Raw genomic sequence first — 16014 nt, 5'->3', positions numbered from 1 at the left:
ATAAAAAATATGGCTAACAGATATACTAATACAGATAAGTGGGTAGATAATTGGTTCAGTGAGTTGAGTCCTTTATCGAAGCTCCTATTTATGTACCTGTGCGATCAATGCGACATAGCCGGCTTTTTGGAAGTTAACATCAAGACTATAGCCTTTGAGCTTGGCACTGATAGGAAGTCCATAGAGAAAGCATTTGTAGAGTTATGTCCGGACGATAAACAGGAGATAAAGAAAGCATCGAGAGAGGAAGCCCCTGCCCCCCGCATTCTGTATTCTAATGATGGCAAGTTCATATTCATCCGGAATTTTATCAAAAACCAAAACAACCTGCCATTGAACGAAAGTAATATGGCGCATAAGGGAATTATTAAACGACTAAACGATAAATCAGATTTATTTGGTTTTCAAACTGTTGAAGATTTTTTTAAAGCCCCTTCAAAGCCCCTTCAAAGGGGCTATAGTATAGGTAATAGTAATAGTATGGGTAATGAAAGAGATAGTAATAAAGGGGGTATGGGGGAAAAAGAGAAAGAGAAAACAGAAAAAACGTGGCGCGACTCATTTGATATTTACCTCGAGGAAGAAACGGCTGTCTATAATAATCTCATCCAAAATCAGGACTTTATCAAAGACAGGGAACGTTATCATCCTAACATGGATATTGTTCTCTCCCTTGAAAAAGCCCATCGCGACTTTTGGGGTACGGAAGCAGGATGGAAGAATAAAAAATCTTCCAAGAGTGCCAAAATTGACTGGGTAAGTACTTTCAAGAAAGCTTTAGACCAAAGCTTCAATAAAGTATATAAGAATAATAATTCCACATCATTAAACAAACAAACTGCCATGGGGACAGCTGTAGCTATAGCAGAAGAACTAAGTGTGAAATATGGACAATAGAAATGAATTAATGATACCCGAGAAGAGAAAGGAACTGGTACTGGCGAAATACAACAAGGCTATCGAGTTTATCACAAAAGTAAATCCGACTGTATGTATGGATAAATATGGCGATTTCGAATTAGCTGAGCATTGTATCAATAGCCAGGCTGTCACTTTTTCGGAACTGGCGAGCTGGTATAGCAAAGATTGCCCTTCAGACTTTATATCTGTTCATCTGGCCACGCTGAATATTTTCGTGAATGTATCACAACATCTTACAAAGGAACAGATAAAAGAAATATCCTTTTGGATAGTTAAACGGTGGTCGTACCTGAATATAGCCGAGCTTACGCTGGTTATCTCCCGCATCAAGATGGGTGGATATGGTCCTCTCTATAACAATCTGTCTGGGGAATTTATACTAAACTGTTTTTCGGAGTATGTAAAAGAGAGAAGATCTGCTATGTATAAAGCAAATGCAGAAATGCAAAAACCGTTTCCTAATCTACAATCGTTGGGTGTTGCCCTGATGCAGAATGTTGATAAGATGCCGAACCTCAAAAAAATGCTTGAGGAAACACGACAACAAAACGAAGTTGCAGCAGCTCAGGAATTAGATGAAAAGAAACAACGAATTAAAAGGTTTAAAGACATTTTGTAACGCAATAAAACAAAAAATTATGTTTGAAAAATATCGAATCACAGTAATTCACATCCGCGGAAAGGGGAATGTGAGAGTTAACCACCGTACAAACTGCCTTAAAAGCTATCGGCAGGAAGTGGCAAAAAATAACGACGTTCGTGTAGGACAGGTCAGTTTGACGTATGAAGAAAAGGAGGTCTGTTATGAGGAAATTTAGATTACCACGGAAAACAAAGAAAACCCTTAAATATTTCAGAAGTGGAACGAGTAAGGAAGATTGGCGCCGCTATTACAAAAAACACTATTCATGGAGAGTATATATAAAAAAGAACACTTTTGCTTTTTATTCATATTCACAGAAAGGGTGGGACCAGTTCCGATCCGATCGGGAAAAGGATTTCGAATGCGAGAACTGCGGGAAAGGCGTTTTTGAATGGGGTGGATATCCCAATTATCACAAAGAATATCAAGACCTCTTATGTGATGATTGTTACGATGATAAATTTAGGACATCGTGCCCAATCTGTGAAGATTCTTATGATAATGATGAAATGACAGAACATTTCTTTATCACAAAAGAAATATCAAAAATCGTTCACAAAGAGCCGGGATTATATAAAATACTCGAATATCCTTTTTATTACGGTGATTGTGTGACCGGCTTTGATGCATTCTTCGATAATGCTTTGGAAAAAGTATCTGGTATGGATATTTCCAAAGTCGGGAAAATGCTCGGCATAGATTATGATGATGTAAAACTCGATTGCATTTGTCCTGATTGCCTGATAAAGTATACTCGGAAGGATAATTTTATAAAAGCTCTTCCTCTTTACACTATACTGCATAAGAAATCAGAAAAGGAATGCCTGAAAAATTCTTCCAAAGAAAATTTAAGCCAGGGACGAATGAAAATGATACATGAGAGGGTAAATTTTCGTGGATTGTTACAACAGCTTAATTGATGTACGATGAAATCTAAACCTAAGATACCTGTTTTATGGTCAGAGGAACAATTAGAATTCATCCGGAGTAATTACTACCGTAAAACGTGGAAAGAATTGTTCGAAGCAGTGAAGCAATTAAACCAATCGGCAACAGTTCAAGCCTTACGACATCAATGTATCCGTATGAAACTGGCTAAGCAGGTTCAGATTCGATGGTGTAAAGAGGATATTCAATACCTCATTGATAATTACCAAACGAAAGGTGACAAGGAGCTGGCTATTGAGCTTAATAAGTTCAAACGTACATTTCGTGTTATCGATGGCGAAAAGGTATTCCGAACCTTTAAGAAAAAGCACATCGAAAAGAAAATGACTTTGCTAGGATTGAAACGAGCTGAGGATGAATATAATTATATCCGTAGAAGAAATATTCAGATAGGGCTTACTCCCGCCTGGAGTAAAAAAGACAATGTTTATACTCTGGGAATAAAACCCATAGCACCCGATGGAACCATAAGGGTATGGAAGCATTATGGACGGATGATCAAACACATAAAAATAGATGGAAAGTTCAGACATTATCATCGTTACCTGTGGGAACAGGCTTACGGAAAAGTACCCAAAGGTTACAATATTGTTTTCAAAGATGGTAATACGCTTAATTGTGTATTAGAAAATTTGGAATGTATTACAGACAGAGAGATACAACTGCGTAATTCCGGAACTATAAATCTAGCAGATGGCTTTGTAGCTTTTTGTATGCTTGGACAAAAATCAACCAAGGAGCAAAGAACAGCAATAGTCGAATCTCATCCCGAATTAATTGAATTGAAACGGGCTCAAATGTTATTAACCAGAAAAATAAAAGAAAAAAATGGAAGCGATCGACAGATTAAGAACAATGATAGGTAATGTGTACAGATACGAAGGTGTAGGAAGAATGACTGTACATGATGTAATAGAGAGTGAAAGCTTCGGTATTCTCAAAACAGATACTGGGGACATAAAAATATCCCTAGCGGATATCGATCAGGAGCTGGAATATTTTGTGCTTCTCAACACTAACGGATTGGTTAAAAATCCTACTCTTTTGGATATGGTTGTACAAAGCAACTCCATGTATGCAACTCTTCAGAATACACTACTTGATACTATTCAAAAGATAGAAAAAGACGACAAGTATATTCCGAAAGCCGAAGCTATCAACGAAACGGTAAAATCTATTATCGATCTGGAGAAAGTAAAGGTTCAGACTCTTCAACTTTTGAAGTAATATGAATCCTTTTCAACTTAATCTGTTCGATAAGACAACACCCATCGAAACCGTTGTCATAACTCCCACTAAAGACATGCCGCTGGATGTGTTCAAATATTGTCACAGGCTGGCGTTTTTTATGGAATTGATGGAACGGTTACCCGATGGGCGTGTGTTGTGGAATCCCGATGTAACGGAAATGTATTCCGAGGAACTGGCTGAAGCCGAATATATGGGTTTACAGCATGATTTTTTCACTATGAATATGGAATTACCTGTTGCAATCTTTGGAGAGGGGGTTCTGGACGGATAATACAATTTTTGTCCGGAATTATATACTGAAATATACAATAATCAAAGAAAATTATATATCATGTCACTAAACGAATCGAAGGGTAACATGTACGACTTTGTTACCCATACTTTCAATACAGTAAAAGGAGAATGCCCGCACAACTGCGGGTATTGTTATATGAAGCGGTGGGGTAAACTGAACCCGCCCCGTTTGGATGAGTCGGAATTTAAAACCGACTTGGGCGCTGACAACTTTATTTTTGTCGGTAGCAGTAATGATCTGTTCGCGAATGAGCATCCAGAAGAGTGGATAATCAGAACGTTGGACTATTGCGATAGTTTCCCGGATAACCGCTATCTCTTCCAGTCGAAAAACCCGGGGCGAATAATAAAATATATCGAACATCCGGTATTCAAAAGATCGGTCGTATGTACTACGATAGAAAGTAACAGACCTCATCCAGTGATGCGGGATAGCCCTCTGCCATATTACAGGGTAGAAGCAATGGCTTACCTGAGTAAGTATGCAAAGACTTATGTCACCATCGAACCGGTTATGAAGTTCGATATGAGCCCTATGCTGAGGTTGATTAAGATGTGCAACCCCGAACAGGTGAATGTAGGGGCTGATAGCGGACATAATAATCTGCCTGAGCCTACAGCTGCCGAGGTGGTAGATCTGATTGGAGAACTACAGAAGTTCACTAAGATAAATAAAAAATCAAACCTTAATAGATTGCTGAAATGAGGAAATTAGAATTAAAAGATATAGCTGGCTATTTGCCGTATAATTTATTAATGTTTAAAGAAAATTGTACCTCGCTTAGCTTGACAACATTAAATTATACAACATTAGTAGAAAATGAAGTAAGGAAGCCCATCCTCCGCCCGATGTCCGCCCTATACAAACCATGCTTGGAAGATGGGAAGATACCTATTGTGGAACTGGCAAAGATAGCACTACCTTACTATGATTGGTTATTAGAAGAAAGTAGGAATTTAGCTATAACTGCACATCCATCGATGGCATATTTTAGCTACAAAGATGATTCTTTTGAATCAAGTGACGGATGGGATGCATGGCATACATCACACCAAATAGAACTCTTCCAAAAGCTCTACGAATGGCATTTTGACATTCACGGACTAATAGGACAAGGATTAGCAATAGATATAAAGACTTTATAACCATGGACAAGAAAATAAAATGTATCACATTCGATAAGGATGCACAAGATGCCCTCCCGGAAGATATAAAGGCTAAGATGAAAGCTGATAGGGAAGAAGCTCGATTGAAAATGGAAAGAGAAAAAGACAAGTTCTATGTTGTATTGGAAATGCTTAAAAAAGCAGGAATAAAAGATGTTGACAGCACAAAACTTATAGTATTGACAGGGGAAATAGAACAACTCCTTGAAAGACAGAGGAGATTTTGTGCCAAATCTCTCAAAGATTGCATTGAAGATGAAAACATATTGGAGGATGAAATCTACGAACCTGATATGCGGATCATGCTAAAAACCGTAAGAGAAGCTATTTTCTTAACTCAATAAATAAAACTATGTGGATAACAAAAGATAGCGATGGCCCGATTGTTTTGCATACAAGTGAGCCGACACATGATGATGAGTTCGGAGTATATGTCTCTGACAATAATGCAATCGAGATAACAGAACATTCCGATTTATACAAAGATGTTGAGGTTACCTATGAGGGTGGCCCGGTAAAAGTGAAACTTATAAAAGAATAAATATTATGCCTTTTGAAAAAGTAAAACGAGGAAATAAACAGCATCAGCAAATAACATTTGGTACTGGTGATATAAAAATGGTTACAGCCCATGAAGAGGAAGAGAGCTTTCACAGTATGGTTATTCTCACTCAGGATTTTCCAAAAGATGAAAGTAAATGGGATAAGCATCCATCCAGCTTGAAAAATACAGACGAGTTGGATAAACATAAATCTGTCATTCTGAAATTCAATAAGATAAAATCTATTGATATGCTTATTGAGTCTTTGCAGGAAGTAAAAGAATCAATGGGAGGTAAGAAGAAAGCTATAATACCACCAATAACCCATCCATTGGGCGGTGGATGGCGTCAACCCAAAGTTGAGAGTTTGATTTTTACCGAAACTCATGTGATAATGAAACAAGAGGACTTCAACATCCTTTATAATTATGAATCATCTTATCCCTCTGGAGTATATGAAGGCAAAATGTGGAGAAACGGCGGCTTTTTATTCTGGTATGACAATCATGATACAAAGCCAGATTTGTGTTCATGTAAGCATATGCCTATTGCCTTGATTATTCCGAAAGGTGGTAAATGGTGTATAGCAGAGAGAAAGAAACGACTCATTGATAAACTACTTGAAAAATTTAGATAAATGACACTAGGATTTAAAACAAAAGTAAACGGCAAGCTTACCCACTTCGTGCAAAAGATATTGGCTTGTGTGCTTCTGGAATGGGCTGAGGCCTATGTCCCCAAAAAGCATACGATCAGGCACGGCAAAAGGTGGAGAGCCGGTATGAAGTTGCATCTGGCTACAGGTGTGCGGACAAAAGAATATTTCCAATTCAATGAGAATATCAAAGGATTGGAAGTGTGTAAATCGGTGCAGGATATAATAATCACTCATCAGGGTGGCGCTATGTATATCACTGTGGACGGAAAGCATTTACCATCGGATAAAGTCTATGAGTTAGCTATTAATGACGGCTTTGAGAATGTAAATGATTTTATGGAGTGGTTCAATACCGATTTCGAGGGGCAAATTATTCACTGGACAGATTTAAAATATTGAGCAATGAGAAAGATAAAATTTAGAGGAAAAGACGAGGATACAAAAGAATGGGTGTTTGGTTATTATACGCAATTTCAACATCCCAATTAACAAGAAATGAAGTATTGCATCTGCACTGAGGAAAACCAATATAAGAAGGTAATAGGTGTTATCCCCGAAACTGTTGGACAGTTCACAGGCTTAACAGATAAGAATGGTAAAGAGATATATGAGGGAGATATCATGGAAGATTATACAGGTAGGTATTATTGGATTGAGTTTTATAAGTCTGGATTCTGGGTAAATGGAGGCCAGAATGGATCAGATTGGAAGCTACATAGCATGAATAATAATATTAAAGTAGTTGGCAACATTCACGACAACCCCGAGCTATTGACTAATGGATAATATTCTCTATCTCTCTCCGCGCATGTATAACCTACTGAAAGAAAAGGCAGGTTATGAACCTATGGAACTAAACATTAACGGTATGATTATCCCGGTATATGAAGATCCTTTCTTAGAGGGAAATTCTCTTCATGCACATGGAGATCTTGCCGAAATGTTGAATAAAATATTTATCGAAGCATTTATAAAAATGAAATAATATGAAGAAAACATTATTACTACTTACTGTCTGTTTTGTACTTATATCGCGTACAGATGAGCAAGGAGCAAGAAAAACCCTTATCGATGCCGGATACAAACCTATTGAAGTTGGAGGGTATGATCCTTTTGCCGGAAGTGAGAGCGATTGGTATATAACAAAGTTCAAAGCATACTCTCCATAAGACTTGATTAAATAATAGTATATTAAAAAAAATAATATCCCTGTTTTAGATAGAATCTATTACAGGGATATTTTATTAAAAAAAGAACCTCCCGGTCATTTATTAAATCAATAGCTGGTAACAAAATTAATTAAAATAAATATGACTAGAGAGGAATTGGATAAATATATATCTGACGGATATTATAGATGGCTTGATTATGCAAAATATCATTGCTCTCATACTAGTATGGATGAAGAAGCTATTGATGTTCTAAACGAGGTAATGGTAATGCTTCTAGAAAAATATAATAGGAGCCATGAATATATCATACAATTGTACAATAAAAAAAAAGGGACGTATCGGGAACTTGATTACTATATATTACAAATGATAAAATTGAATATTCAGTCACCAACATCTCCATACAGGCATAAATACAGGCATTTACCAGTAGATGCTAATGTTGATTTTCAACAGTTAAACTTAATTGAAGAGGAGTATGTCGAATCTGATGGTCCAGGCGAAATATTGAAACAAGTACACCTGGTTAGGAATATATTTGAAAGTTTACAGCTATCTGATAAAGCAAAGCGTCTTTTTTCATGGAAGTTCTTCGAAGGGAATAGTTTATCTGAATGGAAAGGACCAGAAGACAAGAATTATCTATGTAATACCTATAATAAAATATTAGAGATGATTAAAAGTGCAATAAATGGAAATATTATTTATAAGTGAAAATATAAAATAATAATATTGGGAAATGGGTATTATAACTGTGCTTTCCATCTGGGAAAATGTCTCTTTTGAGCGATGTGGAAAACAAATATTAAACAGAAAGTATATGGAGGAATGAATTACAGAAATGTAAATCCTTTTTATATTTTAATAGAAAAGATATGTCAGCTACTAAAAGCAATAGGGGACGTAAAACAGCATTCAAGCAAGAATATATTCAACTTGCCGAAAATTACTCTTTATTGGGCGCTACTGATAAAGAAATGGCTGATCTGTTCGGTATATCAGAGAAGACGTTCAATACCTGGAAAAAGAAATTCCCAGAATTTCTTCAGTCCCTAAAAAAAGGTAAGGCTTTAGCGGATGCGACAGTAGCATCCAAGTTGTATAATCGGGCACTTGGCTATGATTTTAATGAAATTTACTACGAAAAGGTTATAGTAGATTCAAAAGATGAAGACTGTCTTCCTGAAACACTTTTTGAAGCTAAAATTATAAAAAAACATATGCCTCCTGATACCACTGCTCAAATATTCTGGCTAAAGAACCGACAGCCTGATAAATGGCGAGACCGCAAAGAATTAGATGCCGCTGTAAGGCTAGAAGATGAATTGGAAAGCATGACAGATGAGCAACTCCTAAGTATAGTTAATGACAAAAAAGAGCCGTGATATATTATTAAGAAAAGCGAAAGCTTCTATAGTCCTCAAGAAGCGGGAAGCCCGGAACGATTTCTGGGCTTATTGCTTGTATATGGATCCTTCGTTTTTCGCAAAGCGTCTATTTTTAAAAAAAGTAGCAGAAGCTTTTGTACGCGTTTTTCAAGCATATTCTAACAATTTGATTTATCGACTCGCGGTGAGTATGCCACCTCGTGCCGGAAAATCTTACATAACGTCACTTTTTATAAGTTGGATGTTCGGACATTTTCCTGAAGAATCTGTAATGCGTAACTGTTGCGCCGATCCATTATACAATAAATTATCATACGATACCAGGGATATTGTAAAATCGAGGAAATATAAAGAAATATTCCCGGATATAAGACTAAAATCTGATAAACAAAACGTTCATGGATGGAGTATTGAGGGTGCGCGGCAAGTATCATATTTTGGAGCTGGTGTAGGTGGTACTATTATTGGTTTTGGTGCATCTATGCTGGCTATTACCGATGACCTGTATAAGTCATTAGAAGATGCCTTATCAGATAATAATAATGAAAGAACATGGAGTTGGTTCCAAGGCACCCACGATTCAAGAACAGAAGGAAATTGTTGTTGTATAGACATTGGAACACGATGGTCTGCAAATGATGTGTTAGGCCGATTAGAGGAGTTTCGTGCTGGGAAGTACTATAATGAAAAAATCCGTATAGCTGCTCTTGATGAAAATGATAAATCTTTTTGTGAAGATGTACATACAACGAAATATTATACGGATAAGAGGGCAGAAACAGATGATAGTATCTGGGAGGCAGAATACCAACAAAATCCTATTGAGGTTAAAGGATTGTTATTTCCAAAATCAGAATTAAAACGGTTTAAACTATCAGATATCAAAGGGCGCGTACCGGATGGAGTTATAGGCTCAACTGATGTCGCTGATGAAGGAAATGACTATTTGAGCTCTCCGATGGGTCCTGTTTTTGGTAATGATATTTATATAACTGATGCTATCTTTACTAAAGACAACATTGATATAACAGAACCTCGTTTAGCGCAACTTATAATTGATAAAAAATGTGATCATATAAGGATAGAATCTAATAACGGCGGAAAGTCTTTTGCAAAAGAAGTAAGCCGTATTGTAAAAACTGTCGATCCAAAAAATAAATGTATCATTCATCCTGTTCCGACAACAGGGCATAAGCCTACCCGGATATTAATGAAATCCGGATGGATAAAATCACATATGCATTTTTTGGATGAGTCAGAGTATGAAAGAGGATCTGATTACTGGTGGTTTATAAAATGGCTTACTTCATACAAGAAAGAGGGTGGTAACAAATATGACGATGCTCCTGATAGTTTAACAATATTAGCAGAATCATTCGATGATAAGTTTATAACAAATTCAGAGATAAAGGAGGAAGACTGGTAATGAATGAGTTAATTATGATAGTAAAGCCGTCAACTGATGAATGTTGTATTGTGTTATTTTTTATCAAGGATAATAAAGTATATATCCACCAGGCGTATATGTTGGATAATATAACTGATTGTATAAATAAAATTAAATTTATATTGAAGAATAAGGAGGAAAACTATCCGGTAGTTTCTGTCCGGTTCGATGCATCGATATATATCCAGGAGGCCTTTACTCTAAGATCCGACTTAAATGTGGATGTATTTCTGTATTTGGAAAAGAAAAAATTTGAGCATCGGCTGGCTACCCAGGAAAATAGTATAAAATCTTTTGTCTTCAGAAAAACGAAAACAGAAGAATATGTGCAGTTTATGACAATGTTCGAATCGTTTAATAAAATGGATAAATATAATATAGTTGTGGATGTATTATGTGATATTGGCAAATATTATAGGATTGTGAAGAGAGATTAAGGTCTAATTATAAATTTATATACCTATCCTGCCTAAAAGGCGGGATTTTTTATTTCAGCTTATATTTTAAAGGAAACAGAATATATTTTTATGTCAAAATACTTTCGTTTTCCTTTAAAATTTCAGTCGCCATTTGTTCGCCGAAAACAAATGTATGATGATGCATCATTTGCTGGACGGGATAAAGACGGGAATTGGTGGTATCTGAACGAACTACTAGGTGATTGGAATGGGTTAATAAAAGGTGGAGACAAGAATAATAAGATTGACTTTGATATGCAAAAAGACGCACACAAGAGATTAGCTCTTAGAGTGTGTACTCCTTTTTCGTTAGTGGTTAACAGGTGTGGCTCTTTCTTGTCCAATGCTAAATACTATGTGCAGGATAAAGACGGCAATGAGGTTAAAGAAAATACTGCCGAAGATATAAGAAGTCTGATTAAAAAGCCAAATGTCTTACAATCTGGAAAATCGTTCTTTAAGCAAGTGGAAGTTTGCCTAAAAGCTTTTGGATATTGCCCAGTATTTACATTGAGGGCTACAAAAAACTCAATTCCGGTCTCAATGGTCATTATTCCTCCCGAATTATTTCATCAGGTATCTACTGGTAAAATATGGAAACAAACCGAATTAAAAGAGGTTATCAGCAAAACCTATATTGATTGGAACGGTGAACAGCTTGAGTTAGAGGAGGAAGATTTCTTTGTTATCGTAGATTCGGAGATATGTATATCGACGGGAATAAATTCGGAAATAGTATATGACTACATCGGCGACTCTCTGTCGCATCCGGTAAATAACTGGATGGCTCAAATGATAGGCAGGGGAACGCTTATTAAGCATGGTGGCCCCAAAGGTATAATATACAATAATGATAACTCCGAGTTCCAGAATGCGGCCCTTACAGAGAAAGAAAAAAATGAGTTGAATGATAAGTTTAAAAGTAAATATGGTATTGTAAACAAATTGTTTTCTATCTGGGTAACTCAAAAAAAAGTAGGCTGGATTCCTTTGACATTCAATGTTGACCAGTTGAAATTACATGAAGAGGACAAATCATGCCTTAATCTTGTATCTAATGCTATAGGATTAGATCCCAGTCTTTTCTCTTCAGATAGTAAATATGATAATAAAGATGCCGCCAAACGGTCGGCTTATATGGATCTCATAATCCCAGATGCTGAAAATATATCTGAAACAATAACTAATGCTATCTGCCCAGAAGGATTAGTTATAAAAATGGATTATTCCCATGTAGCATCCTTGCAAAAAGATAAACAAGCAGAATCCACAACATTGAAAAATGCATCGTCATCTATACTTGAACTGTTTAATGACGGGCTTATTACAAAAAGAGAGGCGCGTATAAAATTAGCTGAATATTTAGATATCAATCCAAACGAAAATGCAGATGAGCAAGAATAACAAAAAAACGATAGGTAAGCAATACAAGTCCTTTGAAATAAAGGAATATACTTTTGATAAAGAAAGCCGGACTATAAGTGGGTATGCCGCAATATTCGGCAATGTGGATAAAGTATGGGATATGCTTATAAAAGGATGCTTTGCTAAATCAATAAGGGAAAGAGGTCCTTTGAGCAATGCTAATGACAAAATAATCCTGCTTTGGATGCATAATATGGCAGAGCCTATTGGCCGAATAACTAAACTGGAGGAAAACGATAAAGGTCTATACTTCGAAGCTGTCATTGACAAAATAGAACTTGGTGACAGAGCTCTTATCCAGCTTGAATCAGGAACGCTTAACCAGTTCTCTATCGGGTATGAATATGTATGGGCGAAATGCGAATGGAAAGAAGTCGATGGACAGGAAGTGTTTGTTGTAAACGAAGTTATTCTTTATGAAATATCTGTCGTGTCGATAGGTTGTAATGGTGAAACAGAATACACCGGACTGAAATCGACAGATCAGATAGATGATGCTTATCAGCAACTACAGGAGCAAATAACAAGTGAATTAAAAGATTTAACAATAAATAAGCGATCCGCAATACAGGGGTTACTCTCTAAAACATGGGCACTTGCTAACGTTAAGCCGGTTGATGGGCAGAAAGGCCATCCCAGGAGTCCACTTAACAGAAAGCAAGCCGCCGGAACAGAAGACTTGTTTTCGGGTGTGAAGTTTAATAACATCAAAAAATGAGAAAATGAAAAAGTATTTAAGAGAATTAAAACAGAACAGCATGCTAGGAAGAAAACGCAGGTTTCAACTGGTATGCTCTATTTTCGGAATTGTCATTGTTGCAATTATAGCTATCAGCTTTATTGCTGTTAGTCCTATTGGAGCAGGCGTATCGATGGCAGGATTTGGATTGATGGCATATCTGGATAAAGACAGCTTGACAGAAGACCAAAAAACTTTCTTCGAAAATTTCGACGAGGCCATGGGGAAGGCTATGGGAGAGAGTGTGAAAAAATATCTCGAAAGTGAAATCGATCTGAAGACACTACAGGATAGTTTTCAGAAAGCACAAACCAAATTAAAAGAATTAGAAGATAGAAAGGATCTGAGCGAGGAAGTTAAAAAAGAGCTGGCTGATTATAAAAAAGAACTCAATTCAACTCTTATCGGTTTGAAATCAGCAACAGAAAGAGGCAGTAATGGAAAGATCGTTGTTAAAACATTAGACGAGCAGATCCGAGAGCAATTCGAAGGATTTATTTCGAAGGATTCCACCGGGCGCGAAGTGGTGGATATGAAAGCAGCCTGTAAAGCATCAGATAATGGAAAGCGGAAAACAATAACCCTTTTCCTCACTAAAGCAGCTGTGACTACAGCCGGAGCAAATCTGATTGCTGGTGTTGAGATCGACCCATCTATATCTGCGCCTCCAAGGTATGAAAGTGATCTACGGCAATATGCCAATGTGGCACGTATTGGTTCACGTACTGTTACTTATGGTGAACTATATGACATCAATGGTGATGCTGAATGGGTTCCGGAAGGTGGATTAAAACCATCGATGGATGCAAAAGTAAGGGAAATAACCATTAATGCCGGAAAAGTAGCGCTTACGGTTAAATTAACAGAAGAAACACTTGTCGATCTCCCTCAGGTGGTTGCTGAAATTAGAGCCGAGGTGATTAACCGCATAGGGCTGGAAGAGGAAAATGGAATCCTTTATGGTACAGGTACAGACGGAGAAATTCTAGGAGTATTCACAAACATCCCCGAATTTACATTGACCGGACTGTCTGTTGCCACACCAAACTATTTTGATGCGATTATAGCTGCTTATACACAGGTTGTATCGGTATCTAAGATGAACTATCGTCCTAACTTAGTGCGAGTAAACCCTATAGACCTGGCAAATATGCGTCTTACAAAAGATGCTAACGGGCAATACTTGTTTCCACCCTTCTCCCTTGCTAATGGTGAAATCATATCCGGGCTTCGTATTGCAGCATCACCATCCGTAGATCAAGGATCTTTCGTTTTAGGAGACTTCAGTTACCTGAATATTCGCGATTATATTCCTTTGACCATCGAGTTTGGTTGGGAAAACGATGACTTTACCAAGAATATGGTAACTATGATTGGTGAGAAGCGATTGTTGGCGTACATCAAATCGAATTATTTATCAGCCTTTATAAAAGGAGAATACGAAACTATTATGGAGGCAATAGAGGCTGCCGCTCCCAGTAATCCCTAGGATACATAATTCTATATTCAATAAAGTATTCAATTAAAAAAATAAAGATTTCATGAAAAGAACAAATAAGAATACACAAAAGGACAGAAAAGGTATTGTTATGTCTCTTTCGGATGTGTATGAGGTAACATTCACAAAGAACACAACATATCACAAGAAAGGCGATAAGAAACTGGTATCACTACCTATTGCTATGAAGCTGTCGGATCAGGGGAAAGTTAAACTCGACGAAGCAACTACCCAAAAGGTAAAAGAGCTGAAAGAGGGAATAAAAGAAGTAACGGAAAAAGAAGCCGCTAAAGCTTAACCGTATGATAATTCTTGATAATACATATTTCCAAGGTGAGTTATACCTGGCAGGCTTGAAGAAATCTTCAAGCGCTGTCGGTGTAGCTAAGCAGTTGCAGGCTGTCAATGAAAATTCATTAGAATGGTACATAGAGAAATATGAAGTAGAATTTTTAAATAATCTGTTGGGTAAACAATTAGCATCCAATTTTATTAAAGGGTTGAGAGAAGATCCTGTGAATGAAATATGGAAACTGCTCAGAAGTTCATTAATGACCAAAACAGATAATTATAAATATTCGCCGATAGCAAACTATGTCTATTTTTATTTGAATCGCCGGGGCCGTACACAGACAACCACCAAAGGAGAGGTTAAAGCAAAACAGGATCACGCAGTGATGGTCGATGACGCTGACAAATTATCCAAGATATGGAACGATATGTATTATGATGTAAGCTATTTCTATAAAAATTTCTTATCCCCTAACTGGAATACCTATAAAGCATATTCAGACCGCCGCTTCTGTCATTATGATTTTGGATTAATAAATGCATTGGATGTATGATTATATCGCCAAATAAGATAATAGGATCGTTGGTCTACAGAACGAGGGAAGCATTGAGAAATAATCAAAATTTTCTTGATGGCCTTTCTATCTATGATTACAATCCTAATCTGTTTTATGAAGGAGAATTTAGTTTATGGCACTATCCGGGAACACAGAACGAGATTTCAAACGTATTTATCTCGCTTGGTGAAAATAAAGATGGTTCTAACCTGAAATACCCCTCCATATTCAATATAAACCCAATAAAACAAGACAAAAACGGGTTGAACACGACACTTCATTTCAATTTGTGTATTGTTGGTCCGGTGCTAAGCGAATGGCTAACACAAGAAAGAGAGGAGCAAGTATTTATTCCATTATTGAGGCCTATATACGAAGAATTTATAAACCAAATAATAAAATCGGGTTATTTTTCTTTGAATTTCGGGGCGCCTGCTCACAAAATGTATGAAGTATTCACTACCGGGGATTCAGCTGGCGTATTGATAGAACGGTATGGAGATCATATAGATGCAATAGAGATTCATGGTATGGCTTTAGGTTTAAAAAATATTTGTAGAAATACATATAAGAGAATAGAACATGAGAACAACTTAGTAACAGAAAAAGTATAAA

The 16014-nt window shown here is 36.8% G+C and carries 24 protein-coding genes and 1 pseudogene; all 25 read left to right on the top strand.

Annotation, left to right across the window (positions count from 1 at the left end; genetic code table 11):
* The first annotated feature begins 9 nt into the window (after positions 1 to 9).
* The 25 genes and pseudogenes from GGR21_RS12065 (at position 10) to GGR21_RS11945 (ending at position 16013) form a co-directional block, all read left to right on the top strand.
* Positions 10 to 897, top strand: a complete 888-nt coding sequence (locus GGR21_RS12065) for a helix-turn-helix domain-containing protein (protein WP_183307485.1) — start codon at positions 10 to 12, stop codon at positions 895 to 897.
* Positions 887 to 1540: a hypothetical protein gene (locus tag GGR21_RS12060; RefSeq protein WP_183307484.1), complete on the top strand. Its 654-nt coding sequence runs from the start codon at positions 887 to 889 to the stop codon at positions 1538 to 1540. The genes GGR21_RS12065 and GGR21_RS12060 overlap by 11 nt, the downstream gene beginning before the upstream one ends.
* Before the next feature lie 185 nt (positions 1541 to 1725).
* Entirely contained in the window at positions 1726 to 2484 is a 759-nt protein-coding gene (locus GGR21_RS12055) for a hypothetical protein (protein WP_183307483.1), read from the top strand.
* 6 nt (positions 2485 to 2490) lie between these two features.
* A complete protein-coding gene (locus GGR21_RS12050; RefSeq protein ID WP_246348061.1) occupies positions 2491 to 3378 on the top strand; it encodes an HNH endonuclease signature motif containing protein in 888 nt (295 codons plus the stop codon).
* A complete protein-coding gene (locus GGR21_RS12045) occupies positions 3341 to 3739 on the top strand; it encodes a hypothetical protein (protein WP_183307482.1) in 399 nt (132 codons plus the stop codon). The genes GGR21_RS12050 and GGR21_RS12045 overlap by 38 nt, the downstream gene beginning before the upstream one ends.
* Before the next feature lies 1 nt (position 3740).
* The gene (locus GGR21_RS12040) at positions 3741 to 4034 is read left to right on the top strand and encodes a hypothetical protein (protein ID WP_183307481.1); all 294 of its coding nucleotides are present in this window, start codon (positions 3741 to 3743) and stop codon (positions 4032 to 4034) included.
* 60 nt (positions 4035 to 4094) lie between these two features.
* Positions 4095 to 4763: a hypothetical protein gene (locus GGR21_RS12035; RefSeq protein WP_183307480.1), complete on the top strand. Its 669-nt coding sequence runs from the start codon at positions 4095 to 4097 to the stop codon at positions 4761 to 4763.
* The gene (locus GGR21_RS12030) at positions 4760 to 5203 is read left to right on the top strand and encodes a hypothetical protein (RefSeq protein ID WP_183307479.1); all 444 of its coding nucleotides are present in this window, start codon (positions 4760 to 4762) and stop codon (positions 5201 to 5203) included. The genes GGR21_RS12035 and GGR21_RS12030 overlap by 4 nt, the downstream gene beginning before the upstream one ends.
* Before the next feature lie 2 nt (positions 5204 to 5205).
* The gene (locus GGR21_RS12025; protein ID WP_183307478.1) at positions 5206 to 5568 is read left to right on the top strand and encodes a hypothetical protein; all 363 of its coding nucleotides are present in this window, start codon (positions 5206 to 5208) and stop codon (positions 5566 to 5568) included.
* Between the two features lie 8 nt (positions 5569 to 5576).
* On the top strand, positions 5577 to 5765 hold the full coding sequence (locus GGR21_RS12020) for a hypothetical protein (RefSeq protein WP_183307477.1): 189 nt from the start codon (positions 5577 to 5579) through the stop codon (positions 5763 to 5765).
* Between the two features lie 5 nt (positions 5766 to 5770).
* Positions 5771 to 6403, top strand: coding sequence for a hypothetical protein (locus tag GGR21_RS12015; RefSeq protein ID WP_183307476.1), 633 nt, complete (start codon positions 5771 to 5773; stop codon positions 6401 to 6403).
* Complete coding sequence (locus tag GGR21_RS12010) at positions 6404 to 6823, top strand: hypothetical protein (RefSeq protein WP_183307475.1); 420 nt, start codon at positions 6404 to 6406, stop codon at positions 6821 to 6823. It begins immediately after the preceding gene.
* 147 nt (positions 6824 to 6970) lie between these two features.
* Positions 6971 to 7210 (top strand): annotated as a pseudogene (locus GGR21_RS12005) (YopX family protein); the annotation flags it as partial.
* Complete coding sequence (locus GGR21_RS12000; RefSeq protein ID WP_183307473.1) at positions 7203 to 7409, top strand: hypothetical protein; 207 nt, start codon at positions 7203 to 7205, stop codon at positions 7407 to 7409. The pseudogene GGR21_RS12005 and the gene GGR21_RS12000, both read left to right, overlap by 8 nt.
* A 1-nt stretch (position 7410) precedes the next feature.
* A complete protein-coding gene (locus GGR21_RS11995; RefSeq protein WP_183307472.1) occupies positions 7411 to 7593 on the top strand; it encodes a hypothetical protein in 183 nt (60 codons plus the stop codon).
* 141 nt (positions 7594 to 7734) lie between these two features.
* Complete coding sequence (locus tag GGR21_RS11990) at positions 7735 to 8310, top strand: hypothetical protein (RefSeq protein WP_183307471.1); 576 nt, start codon at positions 7735 to 7737, stop codon at positions 8308 to 8310.
* Between the two features lie 161 nt (positions 8311 to 8471).
* The gene (locus tag GGR21_RS11985; RefSeq protein ID WP_183307470.1) at positions 8472 to 8981 is read left to right on the top strand and encodes a helix-turn-helix domain-containing protein; all 510 of its coding nucleotides are present in this window, start codon (positions 8472 to 8474) and stop codon (positions 8979 to 8981) included.
* Positions 8962 to 10410, top strand: coding sequence for a phage terminase large subunit (terL, locus tag GGR21_RS11980; RefSeq protein WP_183307469.1), 1449 nt, complete (start codon positions 8962 to 8964; stop codon positions 10408 to 10410). Before GGR21_RS11985 ends, terL begins: the two co-directional genes overlap by 20 nt.
* A 143-nt stretch (positions 10411 to 10553) precedes the next feature.
* Positions 10554 to 10868 (top strand): hypothetical protein, encoded by a 315-nt coding sequence (locus tag GGR21_RS11975; protein WP_221232990.1) that lies wholly within the window; start codon positions 10554 to 10556, stop codon positions 10866 to 10868.
* Positions 10869 to 10958: 90 nt separating this feature from the next.
* The gene (locus GGR21_RS11970) at positions 10959 to 12293 is read left to right on the top strand and encodes a phage portal protein (protein WP_183307467.1); all 1335 of its coding nucleotides are present in this window, start codon (positions 10959 to 10961) and stop codon (positions 12291 to 12293) included.
* Entirely contained in the window at positions 12280 to 13032 is a 753-nt protein-coding gene (locus GGR21_RS11965) for an HK97 family phage prohead protease (RefSeq protein WP_246348060.1), read from the top strand. Before GGR21_RS11970 ends, GGR21_RS11965 begins: the two co-directional genes overlap by 14 nt.
* Positions 13033 to 13036: 4 nt before the next feature.
* Positions 13037 to 14542, top strand: a complete 1506-nt coding sequence (locus tag GGR21_RS11960) for a phage major capsid protein (protein WP_183307465.1) — start codon at positions 13037 to 13039, stop codon at positions 14540 to 14542.
* Between the two features lie 52 nt (positions 14543 to 14594).
* Positions 14595 to 14849, top strand: a complete 255-nt coding sequence (locus tag GGR21_RS11955) for a hypothetical protein (protein ID WP_183307464.1) — start codon at positions 14595 to 14597, stop codon at positions 14847 to 14849.
* A gap of 4 nt (positions 14850 to 14853) precedes the next feature.
* Complete coding sequence (locus tag GGR21_RS11950) at positions 14854 to 15396, top strand: hypothetical protein (RefSeq protein ID WP_183307463.1); 543 nt, start codon at positions 14854 to 14856, stop codon at positions 15394 to 15396.
* On the top strand, positions 15393 to 16013 hold the full coding sequence (locus tag GGR21_RS11945) for a hypothetical protein (RefSeq protein ID WP_183307462.1): 621 nt from the start codon (positions 15393 to 15395) through the stop codon (positions 16011 to 16013). Before GGR21_RS11950 ends, GGR21_RS11945 begins: the two co-directional genes overlap by 4 nt.
* Position 16014 lies beyond the last annotated feature (1 nt).

This window comes from Dysgonomonas hofstadii (assembly GCF_014196915.1).
In the GTDB taxonomy this organism is placed as follows: Bacteria; Bacteroidota; Bacteroidia; order Bacteroidales; family Dysgonomonadaceae; genus Dysgonomonas; species Dysgonomonas hofstadii.
Note: the sequence above shows the minus strand (reverse complement) of the source record. Positions and strands in the feature narration are given on the sequence as shown.

Coding starts and splice junctions, on each gene's coding strand:
- GGR21_RS11990 (WP_183307471.1), top strand. CDS start 7,735: ATGACTAGAGAGGAATTGGATAAATATATATCTGACGGATATTATAGA.
- GGR21_RS11985 (WP_183307470.1), top strand. CDS start 8,472: ATGTCAGCTACTAAAAGCAATAGGGGACGTAAAACAGCATTCAAGCAA.
- GGR21_RS11965 (WP_246348060.1), top strand. CDS start 12,280: ATGAGCAAGAATAACAAAAAAACGATAGGTAAGCAATACAAGTCCTTT.
- GGR21_RS11950 (WP_183307463.1), top strand. CDS start 14,854: ATGATAATTCTTGATAATACATATTTCCAAGGTGAGTTATACCTGGCA.
- GGR21_RS12025 (WP_183307478.1), top strand. CDS start 5,206: ATGGACAAGAAAATAAAATGTATCACATTCGATAAGGATGCACAAGAT.
- GGR21_RS12020 (WP_183307477.1), top strand. CDS start 5,577: ATGTGGATAACAAAAGATAGCGATGGCCCGATTGTTTTGCATACAAGT.
- GGR21_RS12010 (WP_183307475.1), top strand. CDS start 6,404: ATGACACTAGGATTTAAAACAAAAGTAAACGGCAAGCTTACCCACTTC.
- GGR21_RS11960 (WP_183307465.1), top strand. CDS start 13,037: ATGAAAAAGTATTTAAGAGAATTAAAACAGAACAGCATGCTAGGAAGA.
- GGR21_RS11955 (WP_183307464.1), top strand. CDS start 14,595: ATGAAAAGAACAAATAAGAATACACAAAAGGACAGAAAAGGTATTGTT.
- GGR21_RS12060 (WP_183307484.1), top strand. CDS start 887: ATGGACAATAGAAATGAATTAATGATACCCGAGAAGAGAAAGGAACTG.
- GGR21_RS12030 (WP_183307479.1), top strand. CDS start 4,760: ATGAGGAAATTAGAATTAAAAGATATAGCTGGCTATTTGCCGTATAAT.
- GGR21_RS12015 (WP_183307476.1), top strand. CDS start 5,771: ATGCCTTTTGAAAAAGTAAAACGAGGAAATAAACAGCATCAGCAAATA.
- GGR21_RS12000 (WP_183307473.1), top strand. CDS start 7,203: ATGGATAATATTCTCTATCTCTCTCCGCGCATGTATAACCTACTGAAA.
- GGR21_RS11970 (WP_183307467.1), top strand. CDS start 10,959: ATGTCAAAATACTTTCGTTTTCCTTTAAAATTTCAGTCGCCATTTGTT.
- GGR21_RS12040 (WP_183307481.1), top strand. CDS start 3,741: ATGAATCCTTTTCAACTTAATCTGTTCGATAAGACAACACCCATCGAA.
- GGR21_RS11945 (WP_183307462.1), top strand. CDS start 15,393: ATGATTATATCGCCAAATAAGATAATAGGATCGTTGGTCTACAGAACG.
- GGR21_RS12065 (WP_183307485.1), top strand. CDS start 10: ATGGCTAACAGATATACTAATACAGATAAGTGGGTAGATAATTGGTTC.
- GGR21_RS12035 (WP_183307480.1), top strand. CDS start 4,095: ATGTCACTAAACGAATCGAAGGGTAACATGTACGACTTTGTTACCCAT.
- terL (WP_183307469.1), top strand. CDS start 8,962: ATGACAAAAAAGAGCCGTGATATATTATTAAGAAAAGCGAAAGCTTCT.
- GGR21_RS12055 (WP_183307483.1), top strand. CDS start 1,726: ATGAGGAAATTTAGATTACCACGGAAAACAAAGAAAACCCTTAAATAT.
- GGR21_RS12050 (WP_246348061.1), top strand. CDS start 2,491: ATGAAATCTAAACCTAAGATACCTGTTTTATGGTCAGAGGAACAATTA.
- GGR21_RS11995 (WP_183307472.1), top strand. CDS start 7,411: ATGAAGAAAACATTATTACTACTTACTGTCTGTTTTGTACTTATATCG.
- GGR21_RS12045 (WP_183307482.1), top strand. CDS start 3,341: ATGGAAGCGATCGACAGATTAAGAACAATGATAGGTAATGTGTACAGA.